Source organism: Caulobacter sp. SL161, assembly GCF_026672375.1.
In the GTDB taxonomy this organism is placed as follows: domain Bacteria; phylum Pseudomonadota; class Alphaproteobacteria; order Caulobacterales; family Caulobacteraceae; genus Caulobacter.
Window position 1 is genome coordinate 3,458,771 of the sequence record NZ_JAPPRA010000001.1, and the last position, 20,461, is coordinate 3,479,231.

Annotated in this window: 26 protein-coding genes and 2 pseudogenes; 10 read left to right on the plus strand and 18 right to left on the minus strand. The window is 69.4% G+C overall.

Annotated features, from left to right (window positions below; genetic code table 11):
- Window positions 1–105: 105 nt before the first annotated feature.
- A complete protein-coding gene (locus OVA11_RS17025) occupies window positions 106–570 on the plus strand; it encodes a DUF805 domain-containing protein (RefSeq protein WP_268068432.1) in 465 nt (154 codons plus the stop codon).
- A gap of 157 nt (window positions 571–727) precedes the next feature.
- Here OVA11_RS17025 and OVA11_RS17030 read toward each other — a convergent pair whose 3' ends face one another.
- From OVA11_RS17030 to OVA11_RS17065, 8 genes are all read right to left on the minus strand, one after another.
- Window positions 728–1,129 (minus strand): DUF4437 domain-containing protein, encoded by a 402-nt coding sequence (locus OVA11_RS17030; RefSeq protein WP_268068433.1) that lies wholly within the window; start codon window positions 1,127–1,129, stop codon window positions 728–730.
- A gap of 92 nt (window positions 1,130–1,221) precedes the next feature.
- Window positions 1,222–1,728, minus strand: a complete 507-nt coding sequence (locus tag OVA11_RS17035) for a phage tail tape measure protein (protein ID WP_268068434.1) — start codon at window positions 1,726–1,728, stop codon at window positions 1,222–1,224.
- Complete coding sequence (locus OVA11_RS17040; RefSeq protein ID WP_268068435.1) at window positions 1,725–1,907, minus strand: phage tail assembly chaperone; 183 nt, start codon at window positions 1,905–1,907, stop codon at window positions 1,725–1,727. The genes OVA11_RS17035 and OVA11_RS17040 overlap by 4 nt, the downstream gene beginning before the upstream one ends.
- The gene (locus tag OVA11_RS17045; RefSeq protein WP_268068436.1) at window positions 1,904–2,188 is read right to left on the minus strand and encodes a GTA-gp10 family protein; all 285 of its coding nucleotides are present in this window, start codon (window positions 2,186–2,188) and stop codon (window positions 1,904–1,906) included. Before OVA11_RS17045 ends, OVA11_RS17040 begins: the two co-directional genes overlap by 4 nt.
- A 147-nt stretch (window positions 2,189–2,335) precedes the next feature.
- Window positions 2,336–2,752, minus strand: coding sequence for a phage major tail protein, TP901-1 family (locus OVA11_RS17050; RefSeq protein ID WP_268068437.1), 417 nt, complete (start codon window positions 2,750–2,752; stop codon window positions 2,336–2,338).
- A 12-nt stretch (window positions 2,753–2,764) separates the two neighbouring features.
- Window positions 2,765–3,163, minus strand: coding sequence for a DUF3168 domain-containing protein (locus OVA11_RS17055; RefSeq protein ID WP_268068438.1), 399 nt, complete (start codon window positions 3,161–3,163; stop codon window positions 2,765–2,767).
- Window positions 3,160–3,429 carry a head-tail connector protein gene (locus tag OVA11_RS17060; RefSeq protein WP_268068439.1) on the minus strand — a complete coding sequence of 90 codons (270 nt, stop codon included), beginning with the start codon at window positions 3,427–3,429 and terminating at the stop codon, window positions 3,160–3,162. The genes OVA11_RS17055 and OVA11_RS17060 overlap by 4 nt, the downstream gene beginning before the upstream one ends.
- Window positions 3,430–3,583: 154 nt before the next feature.
- Entirely contained in the window at window positions 3,584–4,807 is a 1,224-nt protein-coding gene (locus OVA11_RS17065; protein ID WP_268068440.1) for a phage major capsid protein, read from the minus strand.
- A 109-nt stretch (window positions 4,808–4,916) separates the two neighbouring features.
- Between OVA11_RS17065 and OVA11_RS17070 the strand changes: the two genes are divergently transcribed.
- Complete coding sequence (locus tag OVA11_RS17070; protein WP_268068441.1) at window positions 4,917–5,273, plus strand: bleomycin resistance protein; 357 nt, start codon at window positions 4,917–4,919, stop codon at window positions 5,271–5,273.
- Here the strand turns inward: OVA11_RS17070 and OVA11_RS17075 are convergent.
- The 3 genes from OVA11_RS17075 to OVA11_RS17085 all read right to left on the minus strand — a co-directional run bounded on the left by OVA11_RS17075 (window position 5,254) and on the right by OVA11_RS17085 (window position 7,204).
- Window positions 5,254–5,688, minus strand: a complete 435-nt coding sequence (locus OVA11_RS17075; protein WP_268068442.1) for an HK97 family phage prohead protease — start codon at window positions 5,686–5,688, stop codon at window positions 5,254–5,256. The genes OVA11_RS17070 and OVA11_RS17075 overlap by 20 nt on opposite strands.
- Window positions 5,685–5,930 (minus strand): hypothetical protein, encoded by a 246-nt coding sequence (locus tag OVA11_RS17080; RefSeq protein WP_268068443.1) that lies wholly within the window; start codon window positions 5,928–5,930, stop codon window positions 5,685–5,687. The genes OVA11_RS17075 and OVA11_RS17080 overlap by 4 nt, the downstream gene beginning before the upstream one ends.
- A gap of 134 nt (window positions 5,931–6,064) precedes the next feature.
- A complete protein-coding gene (locus OVA11_RS17085; protein ID WP_268068444.1) occupies window positions 6,065–7,204 on the minus strand; it encodes a phage portal protein in 1,140 nt (379 codons plus the stop codon).
- On the opposite strand from OVA11_RS17085, the gene OVA11_RS17090 reads away from it, so the two are divergent.
- A complete protein-coding gene (locus OVA11_RS17090) occupies window positions 7,203–7,721 on the plus strand; it encodes an endonuclease domain-containing protein (protein WP_268068445.1) in 519 nt (172 codons plus the stop codon). The two genes, OVA11_RS17085 and OVA11_RS17090, sit on opposite strands and share 2 nt — an antisense overlap.
- Before the next feature lie 132 nt (window positions 7,722–7,853).
- Here OVA11_RS17090 and OVA11_RS17095 read toward each other — a convergent pair whose 3' ends face one another.
- Window positions 7,854–9,152, minus strand: coding sequence for a DNA-packaging protein (locus OVA11_RS17095; protein WP_268068446.1), 1,299 nt, complete (start codon window positions 9,150–9,152; stop codon window positions 7,854–7,856).
- A complete protein-coding gene (locus OVA11_RS17100; RefSeq protein ID WP_268068447.1) occupies window positions 9,037–9,444 on the minus strand; it encodes a hypothetical protein in 408 nt (135 codons plus the stop codon). Before OVA11_RS17100 ends, OVA11_RS17095 begins: the two co-directional genes overlap by 116 nt.
- A 263-nt stretch (window positions 9,445–9,707) precedes the next feature.
- On the opposite strand from OVA11_RS17100, the gene OVA11_RS17105 reads away from it, so the two are divergent.
- Window positions 9,708–11,291: an aldehyde dehydrogenase (NADP(+)) gene (locus OVA11_RS17105; protein ID WP_268068448.1), complete on the plus strand. Its 1,584-nt coding sequence runs from the start codon at window positions 9,708–9,710 to the stop codon at window positions 11,289–11,291.
- 138 nt (window positions 11,292–11,429) lie between these two features.
- On the opposite strand, the gene OVA11_RS17110 is transcribed toward OVA11_RS17105, so the two are convergent.
- The 3 genes from OVA11_RS17110 to rutR all read right to left on the minus strand — a co-directional run bounded on the left by OVA11_RS17110 (window position 11,430) and on the right by rutR (window position 14,381).
- Window positions 11,430–11,843 carry a c-type cytochrome gene (locus OVA11_RS17110; protein ID WP_268068449.1) on the minus strand — a complete coding sequence of 138 codons (414 nt, stop codon included), beginning with the start codon at window positions 11,841–11,843 and terminating at the stop codon, window positions 11,430–11,432.
- Window positions 11,844–11,857: 14 nt separating this feature from the next.
- Complete coding sequence (locus OVA11_RS17115) at window positions 11,858–13,453, minus strand: flavin monoamine oxidase family protein (RefSeq protein WP_268068450.1); 1,596 nt, start codon at window positions 13,451–13,453, stop codon at window positions 11,858–11,860.
- Window positions 13,454–13,628: 175 nt separating this feature from the next.
- Complete coding sequence (gene rutR / locus OVA11_RS17120; protein WP_268068451.1) at window positions 13,629–14,381, minus strand: HTH-type transcriptional regulator RutR; 753 nt, start codon at window positions 14,379–14,381, stop codon at window positions 13,629–13,631.
- Between the two features lie 109 nt (window positions 14,382–14,490).
- Between rutR and rutB the strand changes: the two genes are divergently transcribed.
- The 4 genes from rutB (at window position 14,491) to rutA (ending at window position 17,739) form a co-directional block, all read left to right on the plus strand.
- Window positions 14,491–15,210, plus strand: coding sequence for a pyrimidine utilization protein B (gene rutB, locus OVA11_RS17125; protein ID WP_268068452.1), 720 nt, complete (start codon window positions 14,491–14,493; stop codon window positions 15,208–15,210).
- Window positions 15,211–15,355: 145 nt separating this feature from the next.
- A complete protein-coding gene (rutC, locus tag OVA11_RS17130; protein WP_268068453.1) occupies window positions 15,356–15,745 on the plus strand; it encodes a pyrimidine utilization protein C in 390 nt (129 codons plus the stop codon).
- Window positions 15,746–15,751: 6 nt separating this feature from the next.
- Window positions 15,752–16,552 (plus strand): pyrimidine utilization protein D, encoded by an 801-nt coding sequence (rutD, locus tag OVA11_RS17135; protein WP_268068454.1) that lies wholly within the window; start codon window positions 15,752–15,754, stop codon window positions 16,550–16,552.
- Between the two features lie 128 nt (window positions 16,553–16,680).
- Entirely contained in the window at window positions 16,681–17,739 is a 1,059-nt protein-coding gene (gene rutA, locus OVA11_RS17140) for a pyrimidine utilization protein A (protein WP_268068455.1), read from the plus strand.
- Between the two features lie 8 nt (window positions 17,740–17,747).
- Here the strand turns inward: rutA and OVA11_RS17145 are convergent.
- Window positions 17,748–17,851 (minus strand): annotated as a pseudogene (locus tag OVA11_RS17145) (hypothetical protein); the annotation flags it as partial.
- Window positions 17,852–17,864: 13 nt separating this feature from the next.
- Entirely contained in the window at window positions 17,865–18,368 is a 504-nt protein-coding gene (locus tag OVA11_RS17150) for an FKBP-type peptidyl-prolyl cis-trans isomerase (protein WP_268068456.1), read from the minus strand.
- A 329-nt stretch (window positions 18,369–18,697) separates the two neighbouring features.
- Between OVA11_RS17150 and OVA11_RS17155 the strand changes: the two genes are divergently transcribed.
- Window positions 18,698–20,287: a GH35 family beta-galactosidase gene (locus OVA11_RS17155; protein ID WP_268068457.1), complete on the plus strand. Its 1,590-nt coding sequence runs from the start codon at window positions 18,698–18,700 to the stop codon at window positions 20,285–20,287.
- 18 nt (window positions 20,288–20,305) lie between these two features.
- A pseudogene (locus OVA11_RS17160) lies at window positions 20,306–20,458 on the plus strand (hypothetical protein); the annotation flags it as partial.
- Window positions 20,459–20,461 lie beyond the last annotated feature (3 nt).

Here is a 20,461-nt window from a genome sequence, read left to right on the forward strand (position 1 = left end):
AGACGGCGCTTAGTCGACGCCATTAAGACGACGTCATGACCCGCTTTTCACTTCTTGCGCGGGACATCGGTCTCTAGGTTAGGGATCGAGATTGGAGACCACGAAATGGATTGGAAGACCCTGTTCCTGTCGCCTGAGGGCCGCATCGGCCGGCAGTCGTTCTGGATCGGCTGGCTCGTCCTGCTGGGCGTGAACGTCGTGGCCAGCTGGATCCCGTTCGTCGGAACCCTGATCATCCTCGCCAGCATCTACGCCAGCGTCTGCATCCACGCCAAGCGCCTGCACGACATGGGTCAAACGGGCTGGTGGCAGGTCCTGCCCTGGGTCCTGGGTCCCGTGCTGGTGTTCGGCGCCGCCGTCTCGGTGGGCGTGATGCCCGCCATCGCCGCGCTGACCAACGGCGAGCCCGAAGTGTCGGCCCTGACCGCGCTGGTGGGCCTGTTCGTCTCGGTCTTCATCGCCTTCGGCATCTGGCTGGCCTTCACCCTGTGGGTCGGCTGCAGCCTGGGCCAGCCGCGCGAGAACAAGTACGGCCCGCCGCCGCCGAACACGACCGCCGTGGCGTTGTAGCGGATCGAAGAGCCCGCGCACCCACGCTTGTCCGCCGAAGAGCGAGAGCGCGTTAGGTTTGAGTGTGAGCGGTTAAACCGCTCGAACGCGCTCTAAACTCAAGAAGATCAGAGCCTGTTTATCTGGCTAAGATGGTTCCATCTAAGCCAGACAGGCGCTACGGGGCCCGACGGGCGTCGCGCTTGCCTGACCAGCTGATGAACATGGTGCAGTGCTCGCTCAGGCAACCGTCGAGGTGCGACTGTTCCCCAGGCTGGAACCAGTAGCTGCCGGGTCCGAGCGGCTTGGCGCCGCCCCCCTCGCCGGCCTGGGCGTGGGTCATCACGCCCTCGAGCACGACGAGCCGATAGTCCGACGAATGGACGTGGGGTACGCCTTGTCCACGGGAAAAGCGCATCAGCATGTCGGACGGACCGGTGGCTGGATCACCGTGCAGAACAGCGATCTGAGGCCCATTCGGATTACGTGGATCTAGCGGGGCGAAGCGGATGTCGTCGATCGCGAGGGTTACGGGCGCCGCCTGCACGGCCATGGCCAAAAACATCGGCGTCCAAACCATAGCCCGCCTCACTGCTACAAAAGGCGCCACGACCATACAACGCGTCGCGCTGCTGTCTATGGTTGCCCTGAGCCCAGGCGCTTCAGGCGCCCCTACAGCCCCCGCGCGCCCAAGCTCACCGCCCGCGCCAGGGCCTGGGCGATCTGGGCGTCGGAGCGGATCAGGCCCGAAGCCTCGCCGCCCTGGACATTGACCGTCACCGACACCCCGCCGTTTCCGACGGGCTCGATGCTTCCCGCCGAGGCCGGGCGGAACAGCTCCGGTCCCCGCTCGCCCACCAGATAGGCCCCGCCGGGCAGCACTGGCCCGCCGTCGGCTCGCGCTCCGGCGAAGGTCTTGGTCAGGGCCTCACCAAGCCCCCCGCCCTTCAGCGCCGCCCCGGCCGCGCCCAGCACCGCGCGCGCCAGCTCCGACAACGACACCTGCCCGTCCGAGGCCGCACGGGCCAGGGAGCGGACGAGCGACGCCCCGGCGCGGGCGAAGGCCTCGTCGATCGAGCGCGCCGCGCGCTCGGCGGGAGCCTTCAGGCTTTCGAGCGCAGCGGCCGCCTCGGCGGCGCGGGCGGGAACGGCCGACAAGCCGTCTTGGTCGAAACTCATGGGACGGTCTCCTCGTCAGGGTAGCGGGCGATCAGGTCACATAAGGCCGCCCGGTTCAGGGACGGCGCGGGCGGGGCCTCGGTGAGCGCCCGCCACTCCTTCAGCGACAGCCGCCAGAAGGCCTCGGGCGGCAGCCCCAGGCTCAGCGCCAGCCGTAGGGGCGCGGCCCAGGCGCTCATGCGCAGGCGGCCAAGGCGGCGGCCAGGGCGCCGGCGGCTTCCGGCACAGTGGCGCGGGCGGCGATCTCCGGCGCCTCGCCGCCGCCCTCCAGCAGCGCGGCCAGGATGGCCGACAGCTCGGCGGCGGTCAGCGTGGCGATACGGTCGGGCAGCTGCGACCAGTCGGCGAGGTTCAGCGCCGCCTCGATGCGAGCCAGGGAGCCGAGCGTCAGACACAGCCTGCGCGGCGCGCCGGCCAAGGTCACGACGACCTCGCCGCGGGCGGGGTTGGGGGTGAGCATGTTGGGGGTTGAGCCTCCTTTACAGCCTGTCATCCCGGCCGCAGCGCAGCGGAGAGCCGGGACCGTCTCAAACTCAGCGTTTGTGGCGGTCCCGGATCGGCCTGCGGCCGTCCGGGATGACATGGGTTTTGCTTGGGCGCTTATTGATCAGATCGCCGTAAAGCTCACCGCCCCGGCGCTGGCCAGGCTGAGCGCGAACACCGCCTCGCCGTCGTGTTCGCCGGCGTATTCCAGGGCCGCGACGATGAACGCCCCTTCCAGCTGGCCAAAGTCGGGGATGATCAGCCGCCACACGCGGGCCGACTGGTCGAAGAAGCTGGTGCGCACCTGGGCGTCGGACACAGCGTCGCGGAACACCCCCGAGCCCGACACGGCCACCGACTTGACCCCCGCCCCGGCCAGCAGCTCGCGCCAGCGGCCGGTGCTGTCGCTGTCGGTGATGTCCAGGGTCCGGGCGTTGAGGCTGATCGTGCGGGCGCGCAGGCCCGCCACGGTGTGGAAGGTGGGCGTCGGCGCCCCGTCGCTGATCTTCAGCAGCATGTCCTTGCCGGCTTGGGCGGCCATGTCGGTTCTCCGTTACAGGGCCTCGGTCACCGCCCGCACGCGGACGATCCCGAGGGTGGTTTCGCGGTCGGCGCCGGCGAAGACGTCGGCATAGGGCACGCGCAGGTTCACCAGGCGCCGGCCGACAAGCGTGGGCCGGGCGTCGTGCAGGGCCGCGCGGACGGCGGCGACCAGGGCGCGGGCCTCTTCGGGCCCGCCGAAGCGGCTGGCGCAGGTCAGGGTCAGGAGATGCTCGATCCCCTCCCCGCCGACGCCGCCGACCGCCCGGCCCTCGGCGCGGGTGACGACGATGCAGGGATAGGTCGGCAGGCGGGGACTGGCGCCATACACCCGCTGGCCGGCGATGGCGGTGACGGCGGGCGCGGCCTTCAGCGTCGCGACCAGGGCGTCGATCAGGGGCTTGTCGCTCACAGCCTGGCCTTTCGGTAGGGGGTCAGCCACGGCTCGACGAGGGCCAGCGCGGGCTCGCCGGCGTCTCGGTGCTCGTAGGCGTGGGCGGCCAGGACCAGCACCGACAGGCGCAGCGGGGCTGGGCTGGCGGCGGTCAGGGCGACGCCGGCGGCGCTGGCCACCCGCGCCTCGGCCGCGTCGATCAGCAGGGTCAGCAGCGCGTCTTCCGAAGCGTCGGACACGCGCAGAAACGCCCTGGCCTCGGCCAGGGTGAGGGCTTGGGGCATGGGGGGACTTTCGGGAACGGGGTCACTTGCCCCCTCCGCGCTGACGCGCTCCTCCCCCGGAGGGGGAAGAAGGGTGGCGCGCCTTCCGCCCCCTCTGGGGGCGGACGACCTCGCAATGCGAGGTCAGGTGGGGGCAAGTGACCGGATCAGATGGTTAGCTCGCCGCGAACTTCAGCAGCTTCACCGCATCAAAGTTCTGCACGCCGCCGCCGACGCGCTTGGTGGTGTAGAACAGCACGTGCGGCTTGGCCGAGTACGGGTCGCGCAGCACCCGCACGCCGGCGCGGTCGACGATCAGATAGCCCTTCTCGAAGTCGCCGAACGCCACGGCCAGGGCGTTGGCCGCCACGTCGGGCATGGCCTCGATCTCGGTGACCGGGAAGCCGAGCAAGGACGCCGACTGGCCCGGCTGCAGGGCCGCGCTCCAGATGTAGTTGCCTTGGGCGTCCTTGAACTTGCGCACGGCGCTGACCGTGCGGCGGTTCATCACGAAGCGGCCGTTCTGGCGGTACTGGGTCTTGGTGGCGTAGATCAGGTCGATCAGCTTGTCGGTCGGGTTGCTGGCGGTCCAGCCGCCCGCCACGCCGGTGGCCAGATAGCCGACCTGCCCCCAAGTGTAGCTGGCTTCCGGCGCGGCGGTATAGGCCAAGAGGCCCTTGGGCTTGTTGACCCCGTCGCCGGTCACGAAGGCCGTCGTTTCCTGGGCGGCGAAGGCGTCCTGCACTTCCTCGGCCAGCCACTCGTCGATGCTGACATAGGCGTCGTCCAGCAGGGCCTGGGTGGCGGCCGGGCTGGCGTAGAGCTCGCCGGCGGGGAAGTCGATGACGTCCAGGGTCGGCGCCGTGGTCTCGGGCCGCGCGGCGGTCTCGGCCACCCAGGCGGCGGCCAGGCCCGTGGGCGAGACCGGCTTGCGGAAGGTCCCGGCGCCGATGGTGCGCACCTGACAGATCTCGCGCATCGGCGAGGTGGCCGCCAGGCGACGCAGGATCAGCCGCTCCAGCTCCGGCGGGGCGACATAGCCGCCGGCGGTGGCCACGCTTTCAGAAAGACCTTTGGCCTCCAGCAGAGCGGCGGGCGTCTCGCCGGTCTTCACATAGCGATCGAAGGCAGCCTTGCGCTCATCGACGCCGGCCACCGGCGCCTCGCCGCCCAGGGCGGGACGTCGCAGGTCGGCCATGATGCGATCCAGGCGCTCCTGGGCGCGCGAGACGGCCTCGTCGATGCGGCCGACCTTCTCTTCCAGCAGCACATCGGCCCGCTTGGTCTCGATCGCCGCCAGCCGCGCGTCATTGGCGGCCTTGAAGCTCTCGAAAGCCGACAAGACGTCAGCCAGCGCCGCGCGGGCCTCGGGCGAGGCCGCGTGTTTGGTTTCCTTCATGGGGTTCTCCGGGAAAGCCCCCTCCCCTCGATGGGGAGGGGTAGGGGTGGGGTGACGCGGCGGTGACCGCGCCCCAAAGGTGGGACCGGCGTTGTGCTAAGGTCGTCCTATGACCGACCAAGCCACTCCGAACCTGCCGTCGCGCGACTTCGACGCGACCGAACGTTTCTATCTGGCTCTGGGCTTCGAGCGATCCTGGCGCGATCAAGGCTGGATGATCCTGGAACGCGGCGACCTGACGCTGGAGTTCTTCCCGTACCCAGACCTCGATCCGGCCACGAGCTCGTTCGGTTGCTGCCTGCGCCTGGATGACCTCGATGGCTTCTACGCCGTCTGTCGGGGGAACGGGATTGCAGAGAAGACGACCGGCTGGCCGCGCCTGCATCCGCCGCGCGACATGGGGCCGATCGTCATGGCGGCGTTGATCGACCCAGACGGGACACTGGTCAGGCTGATCCAGAACTGACCGTTTGCCGCGACACGTTCAGCCGCGCGCCGGGCAGCATCGGGAAGGTCACGATCGACACCTCCCAGAGCTCCACGCGGGACAGCACGCGAAGGCGGCCTTGCGTCCGGGCCTTCACCTGGCGAAAGCCGATGGAGAGGCCGTCCAGCGCCCCGGCCTCGACCAGGGCGGCGACCAGGGCTCCGCGCGGCGTCGTTCGCAAAATCCGCCCGCGCACGAACAGCCCCTTGGCGTCCTCGACCACCGCGTCCCAGACGCCGATCGGCTCGGCCTCATCGTGCTGGTGCAGCATCTTGACCGGCGCCCCGGCCGCCAGGCTCTCGGCGAAGGCGCCGGCGGCGGTGACGTCGTCATTGAGGTCGCGGGTCCAGAACAGGGACGCATAGCCCTCGATCTTCAGCTCATCGTCGGTCATCGCGAGCGCTCCAGCTTGGCCTCGATGCGGATCAGGCTCTGGCGGGCGGCCTCGGCCTGGACTTCCAGGCGGGCCAGGCGCTCGGCCACCGGGGCCTGGGCCTCGAGCCGACGCTGCATTTCGTCGATCCGCGCCGCAGCCTTGCCGGCCCACAACAGGGCGGCGGCCGCCTGCAGGAACACGGTGACCAGAACAGCGGCCGACACCTGGCGGTCCAGCCGCCAGCGGGTGGGTTGGGTCATGGAAACCTCTTGAGACTTGCCCCCTCCGCGCTGACGCGCTCCTCCCCCGGAGGGAGAAGAAGGAGGCTCCTTCCGCCCCCTGCGGGGGCGGACGACCGCGAAGCGGTCAGGTGGGGGCCAGCGGCCTTGGCGGGTTACTGCGCCAGCCCCGCCAGCCGCCGCCGCTCGGGGTCAGTCAGGAAACTCGCCGCCTGGAGGCGGCTCCACAGGGCGTCGCGCTCGGCCGCCAGGGCCGGGACGGCGTCGAGGTCGGGGACGATGGTCGCGCCGGGGAACTTCGCGCCCAGCCAGCCGGTCAGCGCCCGCGCCGCCCGCTGGGCCAGCGGAACCACGGTCCCGCGCCAGAAGGCGGCGTTGGCCTCGCGATAGTTGGCGTAGGTATTGTCGCCGGGGATTCCGAGCAGCTGCGGCGGCACCCCGAACGCCAGGGCGATCTCGCGGGCGGCGGCGTGCTTGCCCTCGGTGAAGTCCATCTCGGCCGGCGACAGCGACATGGCCCGCCAGTCGAGCCCGCCTTCCAGCAAGAGCGGCCGGCCTGCATTGGCTTGACCCGAGTGAGCATTGGCCAGCTCGGTCTTCAGCCGGTCGAACTGCTCGTCGGTCAGGCGGTCGCCGGCGTCCTTGGACGAGTAGACGAGCGCGCCCGAAGGCCGGGCGGAGTTGTCCAACAGCGCCTTGTTCCAGGCGCTGGAGGCGTTGTGGACGTCGATGGCGAAGGCGGCGGCTTCCAGAGGCGAGAAGCCGTAGTGGTCGTTCGTCGGATTGAACAGCTTCAGGTGCAGCACCGGCAGCCAGCCGTCGCCGTCGCGCCCGATCCGCACGCTGCGTCCGGCGGCTTGATAGTCATAGGCCAGCGGCCAGCCGCGCGGACCCGGAACCAGCGTCATCCGGTCGGGGCGCAGGGCGTAGAGCTCGCTCGGCTGAGCGTCGCCGGCCGCCTCCAGATAGGCGTTGCCGGCCACCTGCAGGCTCCCGAAGAACGCCTCCATCAAGTCAGGCCCGCCCTGCTCGGGATTGGGCCGGTCGATCAGGCGTTTCAGCGGATGATCCTCGACGCGCCGCCCCTCTACGAACACCGCCAAGGGCGTGGCGGCGGCGGCCTCGGCGATCATCCGCACGCAGCGATAGGCCACCGGGTTCTTGGCGAACCCCTCGCTGGCCAGCGCGCCATAGTCACGCGGCGTCCACTGCGGCCGCCCGCCGGTGGTCAGCGCGATCAGCCGCGCGGCGCGGGAGTCCTTGCGCTCAGGCGGGCGCGGTTTGGAGAAGAGCATGGCGGTGCGCTCCGGGGTGGAGTTGAGAACGAATAGTGAACAATGTAGGGTGGTGGCGAAGGCGCAGATCAAAGTCCTCCCCCTAGCGGGGGAGGTGTCGGCGAAGCCGACGGAGGGGGACGTGAAACGATCCGAAAAACCCTGCATCGCTCAGGCACGAAAGCTGCGACGGCAGATGTCTCTGCCCGAGGTTCTGTTGTGGAACGGCCTACGCGGCGGACGCCTCGATGGCCTGAAATTCCGCCGCCAGCATCCGATCGGGCCTTATGTGCTCGACTTCTACTGTCCAGCCGCGCACTTGGCGGTCGAGATCGATGGCTGGTCGCACGCGACCGAGGATCGGCCGGAGCAGGACGAGATCCGTGACATGCGACTCTTCGAACGTGGCGTTCACACGCTGCGAATACTGGCGAGCGAAGTCTTGCGATCTGTCGACGACACCTTGGCGACCATCCTGGAAACCGCGCGACCATGGAAACAAAATCCTCCCCCCAGTGGGGGAGGTGTCGGCCCGTAGGGGCGACGGAGGGGGAAGAGGCCGAGCCAGGCGAACTTCCCCCTCCGGTCCTTCGGACCACCTCCCCCTCTGGGGGGAGGATTTGGAACGTTGAACCTCAATCCTCCCCCGCATCGCGGGGGAGGAACTTAGCTAAAGCGCCCGCAGCCGGGGCCGCCTCTCCGCCCCCAGCATCAGGTCGCTGACCGCCCAGACCAGCGCATCCGCCCGGTCGGGGCTGTGGTGCAGGTCGCCGGAGCCGAGGGCCATCAGCTCCTCCTCCAGCGCCGCGAACGCGCCGCAGTGCAGGACCCGGCCCTGTTCGTACAAGGCCGCGACCGGCTCGGCCCTCGCCCGCTTGCCCACCGAGGCGCGGACCAGTTTCACGCGGCACGGCGGGTCGGCTTGCGCGAGCACCGAGCGGACCATGTCGCCGCCCTGGTTGGCCTCGGTCACCAGGGCGTCGGCGGTCCAGGCTCTGGCGGCGGCCACCGCCCTCCCCGCCCAGCCGGCGGGAGACAATCCCCGCGCGGTCTCGTCGGCCAGGACGAAGGCGCGGTCGTCGCGGCGGCCGACGACCACGATCCCGCAGGCGTCACCGGTGGCGGTGGCCGGCGGGTCGACGGCCACGACCACGCGGTCCAGGCGCGCCGGCCGCGCGGCCCGGCAGCGCGCAAGGTCCTCGGCGCGGAACAGGCCGCCGTCGGTCTCGACGACGACGCCGTCCAGCTCCTGGGCCGCCAGTCGCGTGCCGCCGTAGAGGCTCTCCAGCGTCCGCAGGAAGGTGGGCGCCAGGTTGCCGGCGTTGGCGTGGGTGCCGGCGCGGGTCAGGGCCACGCCGGGCTCGGCCATCAGGGTCTTGAGCGCCCGGTGCGGCTTGGGCGTGGTGGTCACCACAAGGCGCGGATCCTCGCCCAGTCGCAGGCCGAACCGCAGCATGGCCAGGGTCTCGGCGGGCTTGGGCCAGGCGCAGAACTCGTCGGCCCAGGCGGCGTGGAACTGCGGCCCGCGCAGGGATTCCGGATCCTCGGCCGAGAAGGCGTAGGCGACCGCGCCGTTGGGCCAGACGAGGCGCCGGCGCGAGGCTTCCCAGCGGGGGCGAAAGACCGGTCCGCCCATGGATCTAAGGCCCGACGGGCCTTCGATCATGACTTCCCGAACGTCGTGCAAGGTGGGACCGATCAGGGCCTGAGTCGGATAGGCCAAGGCGTTCCAGGTGATCCAGTGCGCGCCCGCGAAGGTCTTGCCCGCGCCGCGCCCTCCCAGCATGAGCCAGGTGGACCAGGGTTTGAACGGCGAGGCGAGCTGATGCTTGAGCGGCTCCGCCAGGGCCGCGCTAAGCAGGCGTTGTTGATCCTCCGGCTCCAGGCTCATCACGACCGTCGCCAGCGCCCTCATCATCTCTGCGTTTGAGCTCGAGGAGCTCAGCAAAGCGAGTGAAGCGGGCGACAAGAGCGGCCTGAAGTTCTTCGGGGTCGTCCGGTATGCCGTCATGCATGGAAGCCTCGTCGTCATCGGCCGCCTCGTCGGCGGCGGGTTTGGCTTTAGGCTCAGGGACCATCGTGGCCACCGCCTTGGTCGATCGCGCGAAGACGCCGCAGGCGCGGGCGTCCTTCTCGATCTGGGCGCGTTCGGCGGGGTCGGTGGAGATTTCGAAGGCGGCGATGAGCGTGTCCATCTTCGCCTGGAGGCGGGTCTGCAGCGTCGCGCTCCAGTCCCGGACCTCGTCGCTTCTTCCGGCCATGACACAAAGATACGGCGCCAGCGGGCGCGGATGATTGGCGGGCGCGTAAAAGTGACAAGGCTCTGATTTCACGAGACTTCGTCTGGCTTATTCAGAGCGTTCAGGCGCGCCAATCCCCATAGTGGGGGTCCCTGATGGGCAACCGCGTCCCAAAAATCCGCCCGCAGGGGGCGCCCGATTGGCTATCCTGCCCCCAGCGCGCATGGACATGTCATGTTAGCGCTCCCATATAGCGGCTCCACACCCTAACCAGCAGGACGACCATGGCGCATCTGACGGGCGAGCTTCTGATCGGCGGCGAGCGCCGCTTGGGGACCCACGGCGAGATCAAGGGCGTCAATCCGGCCACCGGCGAGACGCTGGAGCCGGCCTTCGGCGGCGCGACCAAGGCCGATGTCGAGGCCGCCTGCGCCCTGGCCGCGCAGGCGTTCGGCCCCTACCGGTCCCTGCCCTACGAGACCCTCTCCAAGTTCCTGGAGTCGATCGCCGAGCACATCGAGGCCATCGGCGATGAGCTGATCGTCCGCACCATGGCCGAGACCGGCCTGCCGCGTCCGCGTCTGGAAGGCGAGCGGGGCCGCACCGTCGGCCAGCTGCGCCTGTTCGCCGGCGTGCTGCGCGACGGCGGCTTCCTGGAGGCCCGCATCGACCCGGCCATGCCGGACCGCAAGCCCCTGCCGCGTCCTGATCTTCGCCTGCGCAACGTGCCGCTGGGTCCGGTGGCGGTGTTCGGCGCGTCGAACTTCCCGCTGGCCTTCTCGGTGGCCGGGGGCGACACGGCCTCGGCCCTGGCGGCCGGCTGCCCGGTCATCGTCAAGGCGCACCCGGCCCATCCCGGCGCCTCGGAGCTGGTCGGCCGCGCCATCCAGGCCGCTGTCGCCGCCTGCGGCCTGCCTCCGGGCGTGTTCTCGCTGATCCACGACAGCGGCTATGAGGTCAGCCAGGCCCTGGTCGCCGATGCCCGGGTCAAGGCCGCCGGCTTCACCGGCTCGCGCCGCGGGGGCCTCGCTTTGATGGCCATCGCCCAGGGCCGCCCCGAACCGATCCCGTTCTACGCCGAGATGAGCAGCATCAATCCGGTGATCCTGCTGCCGGGCGCCTTGAAGGCGCGGGCCGACAAGATCGCGCCGGACTTCGTGGCCGCCCTGACCCTGGGCGCGGGCCAGTTCTGCACCAATCCCGGCCTGATCCTGGCCCTCGACGGCCCGGAACTGGACGCCTTCGTCGACGCCGCGGGGAAGGCGGTCGAGGCGGCGCCGGCGGCGGTGATGCTGACGCCCGGCATCTGCCAGGCCTTCGCGCATGGGGTCGCGGCCCTGACCGAGGCCAAGGACGTGACCACGGTCGCGCGCGGCGTCCCGGGTCCTGACGGCAGCCACACCGGCCGCGCGGCCCTGTTCAGCGTCAAGGCCGCTGACTTCCTGGCCAATCCTCACCTGCACGAGGAAGTGTTCGGCGCGGCCTCGCTGGTGGTGCGCTGCGCCGATCAGGCCGAGCTCGAGAAGGTCGTGGCGGCCGTCGAGGGCCAGCTGACCATCGCCCTCCACATGGAAGAAGCCGACCACGGCGTCGCCGGCGCCCTGCTGCCGACCCTGGAGCTGAAGGCCGGCCGCATCCTGGTCAATGGTTTCGGCACCGGCGTCGAGGTGGCCCACGCCATGGTCCACGGCGGCCCGTTCCCCTCGACCAGCGACGGCCGCACGACCTCAGTGGGCACGCTGGCGATTGCGCGCTTCCTGCGTCCGGTCAGCTACCAGAACCTGCCGGAAGCGCTGCTGCCGGCGGAGCTGAAGACCGAGAACCCGCTGGGTGTGGTGCGGCGGGTCGATGGGGTGGTGAAGGTCTAGGAAATCCTCCCCCCAGCGGGGGAGGTGTCGACCCGAAGGGGCGACGGAGGGGGAAGCGGCAAGCTCAGCAGCACTTCCCCCTCCGGTCGCTGCGCGACCACCTCCCCCGCTAGGGGGAGGATTTGTTTCAGCCCCCCCTCAGTGCCCGCCCGCGCTCGCAGGCTTGGCGAACTTGGCGACATCCGCCTCCGTCACCGGCTTGGCGTAGTTGTTGCCGAAGTGGGTGCGGACATAGGTCACCGCCTCGGCCATCTGGGCGTTGCTAAGCGAGCCGGCGAAGCCAGGCATGGCCCCCTGCCCGCGCGCCACGACCATGATCGGATAGGCCGCACCGGCCAGCTTGGGGTTTGAGGCGAGGCCCGGAATGGTCCCCGCCCCGACCGCGCCCTTGGCGTCGGCCATGTGGCAGGCCTGGCAGACCGCGCCATAGACCTGCTCGCCGGTGACCGGCTTTTCGACCCGCACCACGCCGCCGGCCGAGTCTTGGGCGAAGGCTGGGGCGAAGGCGGGGGCGGCCATCAGGGTCGCCGTCAGCAGAAGAAGCTTACGCATGTCAGGGCTCCCGATCAGGCGCTCAGGGCGCGTTTGTGCAGGCGGGTGATGGCGTCCAGGGACGACAGCAGCGCCCCCTCCATCCAGCAGCCGACGTAGGAGGCGTGCTCGCCGGCCAGCACGATCCGGCGGTCCATGGCCACCAGGGTCTGGTAGTGCTGCTTGCGCGTCTCCTCGTTCCAGCGGGCGCAGCAGCCCAGCGTCCAGGGCACGCGGCTCCAGGCCACCGAGGCGCCGGTGCGGAACTCCTTGCGGTAGCTGGCCGGGTGGATCACCGAGCCCTGCGCCAGGGCCACCTCGATCCGCTGCTCGGGCGTCATACCGGCCAGGCGGAAGGCGCCGAGGTCGCGGGCGAAGGCGCCCAGCAGCACGGCCGGACCGTCCTGGAACATGTTGTTGTTGGGATAGGAGATCAGGCCGATCTCCTGGTCGGTGAAGCTGTGGCCGCCGTAGATGTCGTCGTCCTCCTCCCAGAAGCGGCGGTTCATCTCCAGGCCCATCTTGACCTGGCCCGAATAGGGCACGGCCTTGATGGCGGCCATCATCTCGTCGGTGACGGCCAGGTCCATCTGGCCCAGAATCCCCAGCGGGATCGTACAGACGCACCAGTCGCCCTTGGCCTCGGTGACCTTGCCCGTGACGGTGTCGGCGTAGGTGACGACCACGCCCTTGTCGTCCTGGGCGATCTTGCTGACCTTGGCGTTGTAGGTGATCAGACCCTCGACCTGCTTGGCGAAGGCCTTGCCGATCATGTCCATGCCGCCCACCGGCTGGAACATGGTGGTCTGCATCTCGTGGTTCATGAAGAAGCCCATCGAGGTCCAGACCTGCGGGTCCAGGACGTCGTGCAGGCTGTAGAGGTCGTCCGAGGGGATCGGCGCGCCGTCCACCCCGCCGCCGCCGGGCCGCTTGAAGCCCCGGTGCGAGGAGGTGCGCAGCGAGGCGGCGTACTTGTAGTCCTTGTCCAGCATGCCCCAGCCCTTGAGGGCTTCGAGCAGGCGGTCGCGGTCTTCCGGGGTGACGGCGTCGTCCAGGGCCTTGGCGTTGACCGACTTGGCCAGCAGCTCGGCGATATTGCCCTCGAAGTCGGCGGCGGCGGCGTTGAAGCGCACCGGCTTGCCGCCGAAGGCCTGGGACGAGTGGATCCAGCCCGAATGGTTGAACTGGATGAACGGCTCCAGGGCCACGCCGAACTGCTTGCAGTAGTGCAGCAGGGTCCGGTGGTGGTGAGGAATGCGCCAGGGGCCGGGGTTGAAATAGTTGCCGGCCGCGTAGCCGACCTTCTGGGTCGCGCCGCCCAGCTCGGTATAGGTGTCGCCGCCCCGCAGCGACCAGTTGCGGCCGCCGGGGCGGTTCTGGAACTCCAGGATCTGAACCTTGTAGCCGGCCTTGCGCAGCTCAAAGGCGGCCAACAGGCCCGCCAGGCCCGCGCCCAGCACGATGACGCTGGCGCCCGGCCGCGCGCCTTGCAGGTTGGGCGGACCGGGAAAGCGCGTCTCGGCCGCGTGGCCCAGCGAGGTCATGGCCTGGTAGAGGGCCGCCGTGCCGCCGACCTTGGCGATGGCGGAAAGAAGCTGACGCCGGGTCGGCGTGCGAGCGCCCGATTGCATGAAACTAATCCCCACGAACCGCCGTACGGGCGGTGCGGGCCTAGGGGCGCACGGGCCGGCGGGACGGCGCGAGTCCCGGCGCCGCAATGCGGCGAAGCTTGTGAGCGAGGCGCCGAATTATCGGCGCCCGGAGCGTCAGGGTGCGCGCGAAGTGGGCAAAGCCCCCTCGCCCCCCTCAGTGCGGCAGCGCGCCGTGCAGCACTAGGGCGGTCACCGCCGAGCGAGTCTCGTCCATGAACGCCCGGTCGGCCAGGGCCTTGCCGGTCAGCGCCCGCACCTGCACGGCGAAGTCGGCATAGTGCTGGGTCAGGGCCCAGATCGCGAAGATCAGGTGCGGCGGGTCGACGGGCCGCAGTTTTCCGGCCGCCACCCAGGCGGCGATGACCGCGCACTTGGCCTCGAACACGGCCTTCAGCGGGCCCGCCAACACCGGCTTGAGCAAGGGCGCCCCGCGCAGCATCTCCAGGGCGAACAGGCGCGAGACCTCAGGATGGTCGCGGCTCATCTCCAGCTTGGCGGCGATCAGGGCGCCGATCGCCTCGGCCGGATCGTCGGCCTCGGTGAAGCGCCCCAACGGCGAGAGCCACAAGGCCAGCCCCTGCTCCAGCACCGCCAGATAGAGGGCGTCCTTGGAAGGGTAGTAGTAGAGCAGGTTGGGCTTGGAGACCCCCGCCGCCTGGGCGATGGCCTCGACGCTGGCGCCGTCGGGTCCGAGGCGCGCGAAGACCGCCAGGGCGGCCTTGAGGATCGCAGCCTTGCGGGCCTGCCCCGCCTGGGCGCGACGCCCTGCAGGCGCCTCCCCGTCCCCGGCTTCGCTCATGGTTTGGGCGGCCTTGACCAGCTTGCGGGCGCCGGACGCCCCCTTGGCGGCCGGACGGGCGGCGGCCTTGCGCGGCGGCTTGACGGTCTTGGCGATCGGGTCGGCCATGAGCTCTCAAATCTGGACCATTTGGTCAAACTTGGACCGAACGGTTCGGATTGCAACGTTACGCGAGATGGTATTCCATGCCGCTCGGACATCACAAGGCGCCGTGACGATGAGTTCTCCGATCACCCCGCTGTCGCCCGACGCCGTCATGCTTCCGGCGCGGCCCGAACCTCTGCCGGTAGACCCGACGACCACCGCGGTGATCGTCATCGACATGCAGAACGCCTACGCCTCGCCCGGCGGCTATCTCGATCTCGCGGGCTTTGACATCTCAGGCGCGGCCAAGGTGATCGATGAGATCAAGGGCGTGCTGGAGGTGGCCCGCAGCGCCGGCATGACGGTGATCTATTTCCAGAACGGGTGGGACGACAGTTACGTCGAGGCCGGCGGTCCAGGCTCGCCCAACTGGTGGAAGTCCAACGCCCTCAAGACCATGCGCGCCCGCCCCGAGCTGCAAGGCAAGCTGCTGGCGCGCGGCCAGTGGGACTATGAGCTGGTCGACGACCTGACGCCCCAGCCGGGCGACATCCGCCTGCACAAGACCCGCTATTCGGGCTTCTTCAACAGCCAGCTGGACAGCGTGCTGCGGGCGCGCGGGATCCGACATCTGGTCTTCACCGGCATCGCCACGAACGTCTGCGTCGAGTCGACCCTGCGCGACGGCTTCATGCTGGAATATTTCGGGACCGTGCTGGAGGACGCCACCCACCAGGCGGGCCCCGACTTCGTCCAGAAGGCCGCCCTGTTCAACATCGAGACCTTCTTCGGCTGGGTGTCGACGACGGCGGACTTCAAGGGGACATTCGGCCAGTTGGCGCCGACCGAATAGCTGTCATCCCGGCCAAGCGCGAAGCGCGCCGAGCCGGGACCGCAACACGCGCCGGCGTATCCGGCGGTCCCGGCTCTCCCCCCGGCTCAAGGCCGGGGTCCGGCCGGGATGACACGCTTTAGGAATTGGAAGAGGAACGACGAGCATGCCCAAGACCGTCATCACCCCGCCCGGGACCCAGACGCCCATCGCCCCCTTCTCGCCCGGCACGCTGGCCGACGGGGTCGTCTATGTCAGCGGCACCCTGGCCTTCGACAAGGACAACAACGTCGCCTTCCCCGGCGACGCCGAGGCCCAGACCCGCCAGGTGCTGGAGACCATCAAGTCCGTCATCGAGACCGCCGGCGGCACGATGGAGGACGTGACCATGAACCACATCTTCCTGACCGACTGGGTCCACTACGCCCCGATGAACAAGGTCTATGCCGAGTACTTCCCCGGCGACAAACCGGCCCGTTACTGCATCCAGTGCGGCCTGGTGAAGCCCGGCTTCGTGGTCGAGATCGCGTCTGTGGCGCACGTGGGCAAGAAGTAGCCAGCCATGACCTCGGGCATCGTCGACGGCATCTTCTACGAACTCCACGGAGGCCCTGTCGCCGGTAGAGACGTCGTGCTGCTGTCGTCGGGCCTGGGCGGCTCGGGGGCGTTCTGGGCGCCGCAGATGCAGGCCCTGACCCAGCGCTGGCCGGTGGTCACCTACGACCATCGCGGCACGGGGCGCAGCGTCCGCGAACTGCCGCCGCGCTACACCGTCGCCCACATGGCCGAGGACATGGTCAAGGTCATGGACGCCCTGGGCCTGGCCAAGGCTCACGTGGTCGGCCACGCGGCCGGCGGCAACGCCGGGCTGCAACTGGCGCTGGACCATCCCGACCGCCTCTCCAAGCTGGTGGTGGTCAACGGCTGGAGCCGGCCCGATCCGCACATCAAGCGCTGCTTCGACACCCGCATCCATCTGCTGAACGACAGCGGTCCCGGGCCTTACGTCCACGCCCAGCCGATCTTCCTCTATCCGGCCGACTGGATCTCGCGGAACCACACCCGGCTGATGGCCGAGGAAGCCCACCACGTAGCGAGCTTCCCGCCGCGCGAGGTCATGCTGGCGCGGATCAACGCCCTCCTGGCCTTCGACATCGACGCCCGGCTGGAGGAGATCACCCACCGCGTCCTGATCAGCGCCAGCGCCGACGACATGCTGGTGCCGATGAGCTGCTCCCAGCGCCTGGCCGGCCGCCTGCCCAACGCCGACTTCCAGCAAGTCGCCTGGGGCGGGCATGGGTTCACCGTCACCGATCCCGAGACCTTCAACGAGGGTCTGGTGACGTTCCTGGAGGGGACGTGATGACGCGTCCTATTGCCTGTCATCCCGGCCGCAGCGCGCAGCGCGGAGAGCCGGGACCGCAACAAACGCCGGAGCGTCCGGCGGTCCCGGCTTTCGCCGGGATGACAAACTAAGAGAGAACCCATCCCATGCAGGTCGGCGTCTTCATTCCCATCGGCAACAACGGCTGGCTCATCTCCGAGACCTCGCCGCAGTACATGCCCAGCTTCGAGCTCAACAAGGAGATCACCCAGAAGGCCGAGAAATACGGCTTCGACTTCGCGCTCTCGATGATCAAGCTGCGCGGGTTCGGCGGCAAGACGCAGTTCTGGGAGCACAATCTGGAGAGCTTCACCCTGATGGCGGGCCTGGCCGCGGTGACCTCCAGGATCAAGATCTTCGCCACCGTCGCCACCCTGACCATCCCGCCGGCCATCGTCGCGCGCATGGCCTCGACCATCGACTCGATCGCCCCCGGGCGCTTTGGCGTGAACCTGGTCACCGGTTGGCAGAAGGCCGAGTATTCGCAGATGGGCCTCTGGCCCGGCGAGGCGCACTACACCGACCGCTATAACTACCTGGCCGAATACACGACCGTGCTGAAGGACCTGCTGGAGACCGGCGTTTCGGACTTCAAGGGCAAGTACTTCACCATGGACGACTGCCGGGTCAGCCCGCACCCGAAGGAGACCAAGCTGATCTGCGCCGGCTCGTCCGACGAGGGCCTGGCCTTCACGGCCCAGTACGCCGACTACAGCTTCGCCCTGGGCAAAGGCACCAACACCCCGACCGCCTTCGCCTCGGTGAACCAGCGCCTGGAGGCCGCCGCCGCCAAGACCGGCCGCGACGTCCAGTCGTTCATCCTGTTCATGATCATCGCCGACGAGACCGACGAGAAGGCGATGGCCAAGTGGCAAAAGTACCGCGACGGCGCCGACCAGGAGGCCCTGGCCTGGCTCACCCAGCAGGCCGCCCCCAACGCCAAGGCCGGCGCGACCACCAACACCCAGCAACTGGCCGCTCCGGAGTCGGCGGTGAACCTCAACATGGGCACGCTGGTGGGCAGCTATGAGAGCATCGCCCGGATGATGGACGAGATCGCGCAGGTCCCCGGCACGGCCGGCGTGCTGCTGACCTTTGATGATTTCGTCCAGGGGGTCGAGGACTTCGGGACCAAGATCCAGCCGCTGATGAAGAGCCGGAAGTAGCGTTCAGCAATCCTCCCCCTAGCGGGGGAGGTGTCGGCGAAGCCGACGGAGGGGGAAGTCCTGAGGCCTTGTTGCTTCCCCCTCCGGCCTTCGGCCGCCTCCCCCGCTGGGGGGAGGATTTTAGATCAATCCACCGACAGCATCCCCTCCAGCTTCAGGCGGAACACCAGCGTGCTGTCGGGCGGGATCTCGCCCATGTCGCGCGAGCCGTAGCCCAGCTCCGGCGGGATGAAGAGCGTCCACTCGTCGCCGACCTTCATTAGCGGCAGGGCCTCCAGCCAGCCCTGGATCAGGCCGTCGGCGGGCATGATCGCCGCCTTGCCGCGCGCGAAGCTGCTGTCGAAGACCGCGCCGCTCAGCAGCTTGCCCTCGTAATTGACCTTGATGATGTCGCCCAGCTTCGGCGAGGGACCGTCCTTGGGGCCCGAGGCGATGACCTTGTACTGCAGGCCCGACGGCAGGGCGACCACGCCCGGCGCCTTGGCGTTGTTGGCCAGGAACGCCTTGCCCGCGGTCGCGGCGGCCGAGGGGCCGGCGTTCAGCTGCGGCGGGGCGGACGGCGTGACCTGGGCGTGGGCGGCGCCGGCGGCGAGAGCGGCCGTGAGGGCGAGAGAAGCAAGAAGGCGCATGGGTCTTTCTAGACTCGAAGCTGGTGTCAGGGCGCGACACCGTAGCGATCCTTGAGCTGAACTTCGCGGCGAAAGTTTGAGCGCCCCCTCCGTCACGCGGCTCCGCCGCGCGACACCTCCCCCGCTGCATGGGTGAGGAGGATACTGACTCCCCTCCTGCCCCGCTTGCGGGGGAGGTGGCGCGCCGCGAGTACGCGGCGTGACGGAGGGGGCGTCCCCCCGCCCGTTCAGCCCCCCAGAACGCCCCGCCGATACCGCTAACAATTTTCGCCCGGTCGGCCACTTTCGGTATTGATCTTACAAGTTCGCCGCCTTCATCTGACCTCACCATGCATCGCCTCGCTCCCGCCCTCGCCGCCCTGCTTCTGGGCGTCTCCGCCGCGTCCGCCCACGCCGAGCCCGCACCCCGGATCGCCAAGATCGACGGCGTCCATCGCCTGCTGGTCAATGACAAGCCGTACCTGATCCTGGGCGGCGAGCTGGGTAACTCCTCAAGCTCGGACCTCAAGGACCTGTCCGGCCACTGGGCGGTGATGAAGGCCGCCAACCTCAACACCGTGCTGGCCCCGGTCGCCTGGGAGCAGGTCGAGCCGGTCGAGGGCAAGTTCGACTTCACGGTCCTGGACGGCATGATCCAGCAGGCCCGCGCCCACGACATGCGGCTGGTTTTGCTGTGGTTCGGGGCCTGGAAGAACAGCATGTCGACCTACACCCCGGCCTGGGTGAAGCGCGCCCCGGACCGCTTCCCCTACGCCCGCACGGGAGAGGGCAAGGCGGTGGAGATCCTCAGCGCCTCCTATCCGGCCACCCGCGACGCCGACGCCAAGGCCTTCGCCGCCATGATGGCCCACCTGAAGGCCGTCGACGGCGACAAGCGCACCGTCCTGATGGTCCAGGTCGAGAACGAGATCGGCATGCTGCCGGAGGCGCGCGACCGCTCCAAGGCCGCCGAGGCCGACTACAACAAGCCCGTGCCGGCCGCCGCCCTCAAGGTGCTGAGCGGCCAGATCAAGGGCAAGAAGACCGGGACCTGGGAAGAGGTGTTCGGCGCGTCTCTGGCCACCGACGAGCTTTGGCAGGCCTGGACCTTCGGCCGCTATGTCGAGGCGCTGGCGGCGGCGGGCAAGAAGGCCTACGACCTGCCGATGTTCGTCAACGCGGCCCTGCCGCGTCCGGGCGCGGTTCCGGGCGGCTATCCCAGCGCCGGCCCCCTGCCCCACCTGATCGACCTGTGGCGGGCGGCCGCGCCGTCCTTGGACATGCTCTCGCCGGACATCTACTACCCCAACTTCACCGAATGGATGCCGCCGTACGATCGGCCCGACCAGCCCTTGTTCATCCCCGAGGCCGACCAGGCCGGCAAGACGCCCGCGCCGGGCAACGCCTTCTGGGCCATCGGCGAGCATGACGCGATCGGCTTCTCGCCCTTCTCGATCGAGCATCTGCCGCCCGAGGGCGTGAAGACCCTGGGCGCGGCCTATCGGCTGCTCGACCAGCTGACGCCCCTGATCACCACCCACGACGGCGGCAAGACCATGCGCGGCTTCCGCGCGCCGGTGGCCTATGACGGGACGGTGGACCTGACGCCGCGCAAGGCCAGCTTCGGTCCCTGGGACTTCACGGTGACGGTGGTCGATCCCTGGACGCCCAAGGACAAACAGGACTACGCCGCCCACGGCGGTCTGGTGATCCAGACGGGTCCGGACGAATTCATCGTCGCCGGTCGAGGGATCACAATGACCTTCGCCACGAAGGACGGGTCGGTGGGCCTGGAGACGGTGCGCGAGCTGCGCTTCGAGAACGGCCAGTGGGTCGACGGCCGCTGGCTGAACGGCGACCAGACCCACCAGGGCCGCCACATCCGCCTGCCGCCGACCGAGTTCGGGGTGCAGCGGGTGAAGCTCTATCGGTATCGGTGAGGGCGGGGGCGTTTCGCTGGTAAACCCGGCGCCCTCTCCCACAGGGAGAGGGTTGGGGAGAGGGGTTACAGCGTCCGACGGAGCGCCGGCACGCCGTCAAACCTCATAACCCCTCTCCCTCCCACCGCTTCGCGGCGGGCCCCGCCCTCTCCCTTTGGGAGAGGGAACCTATAG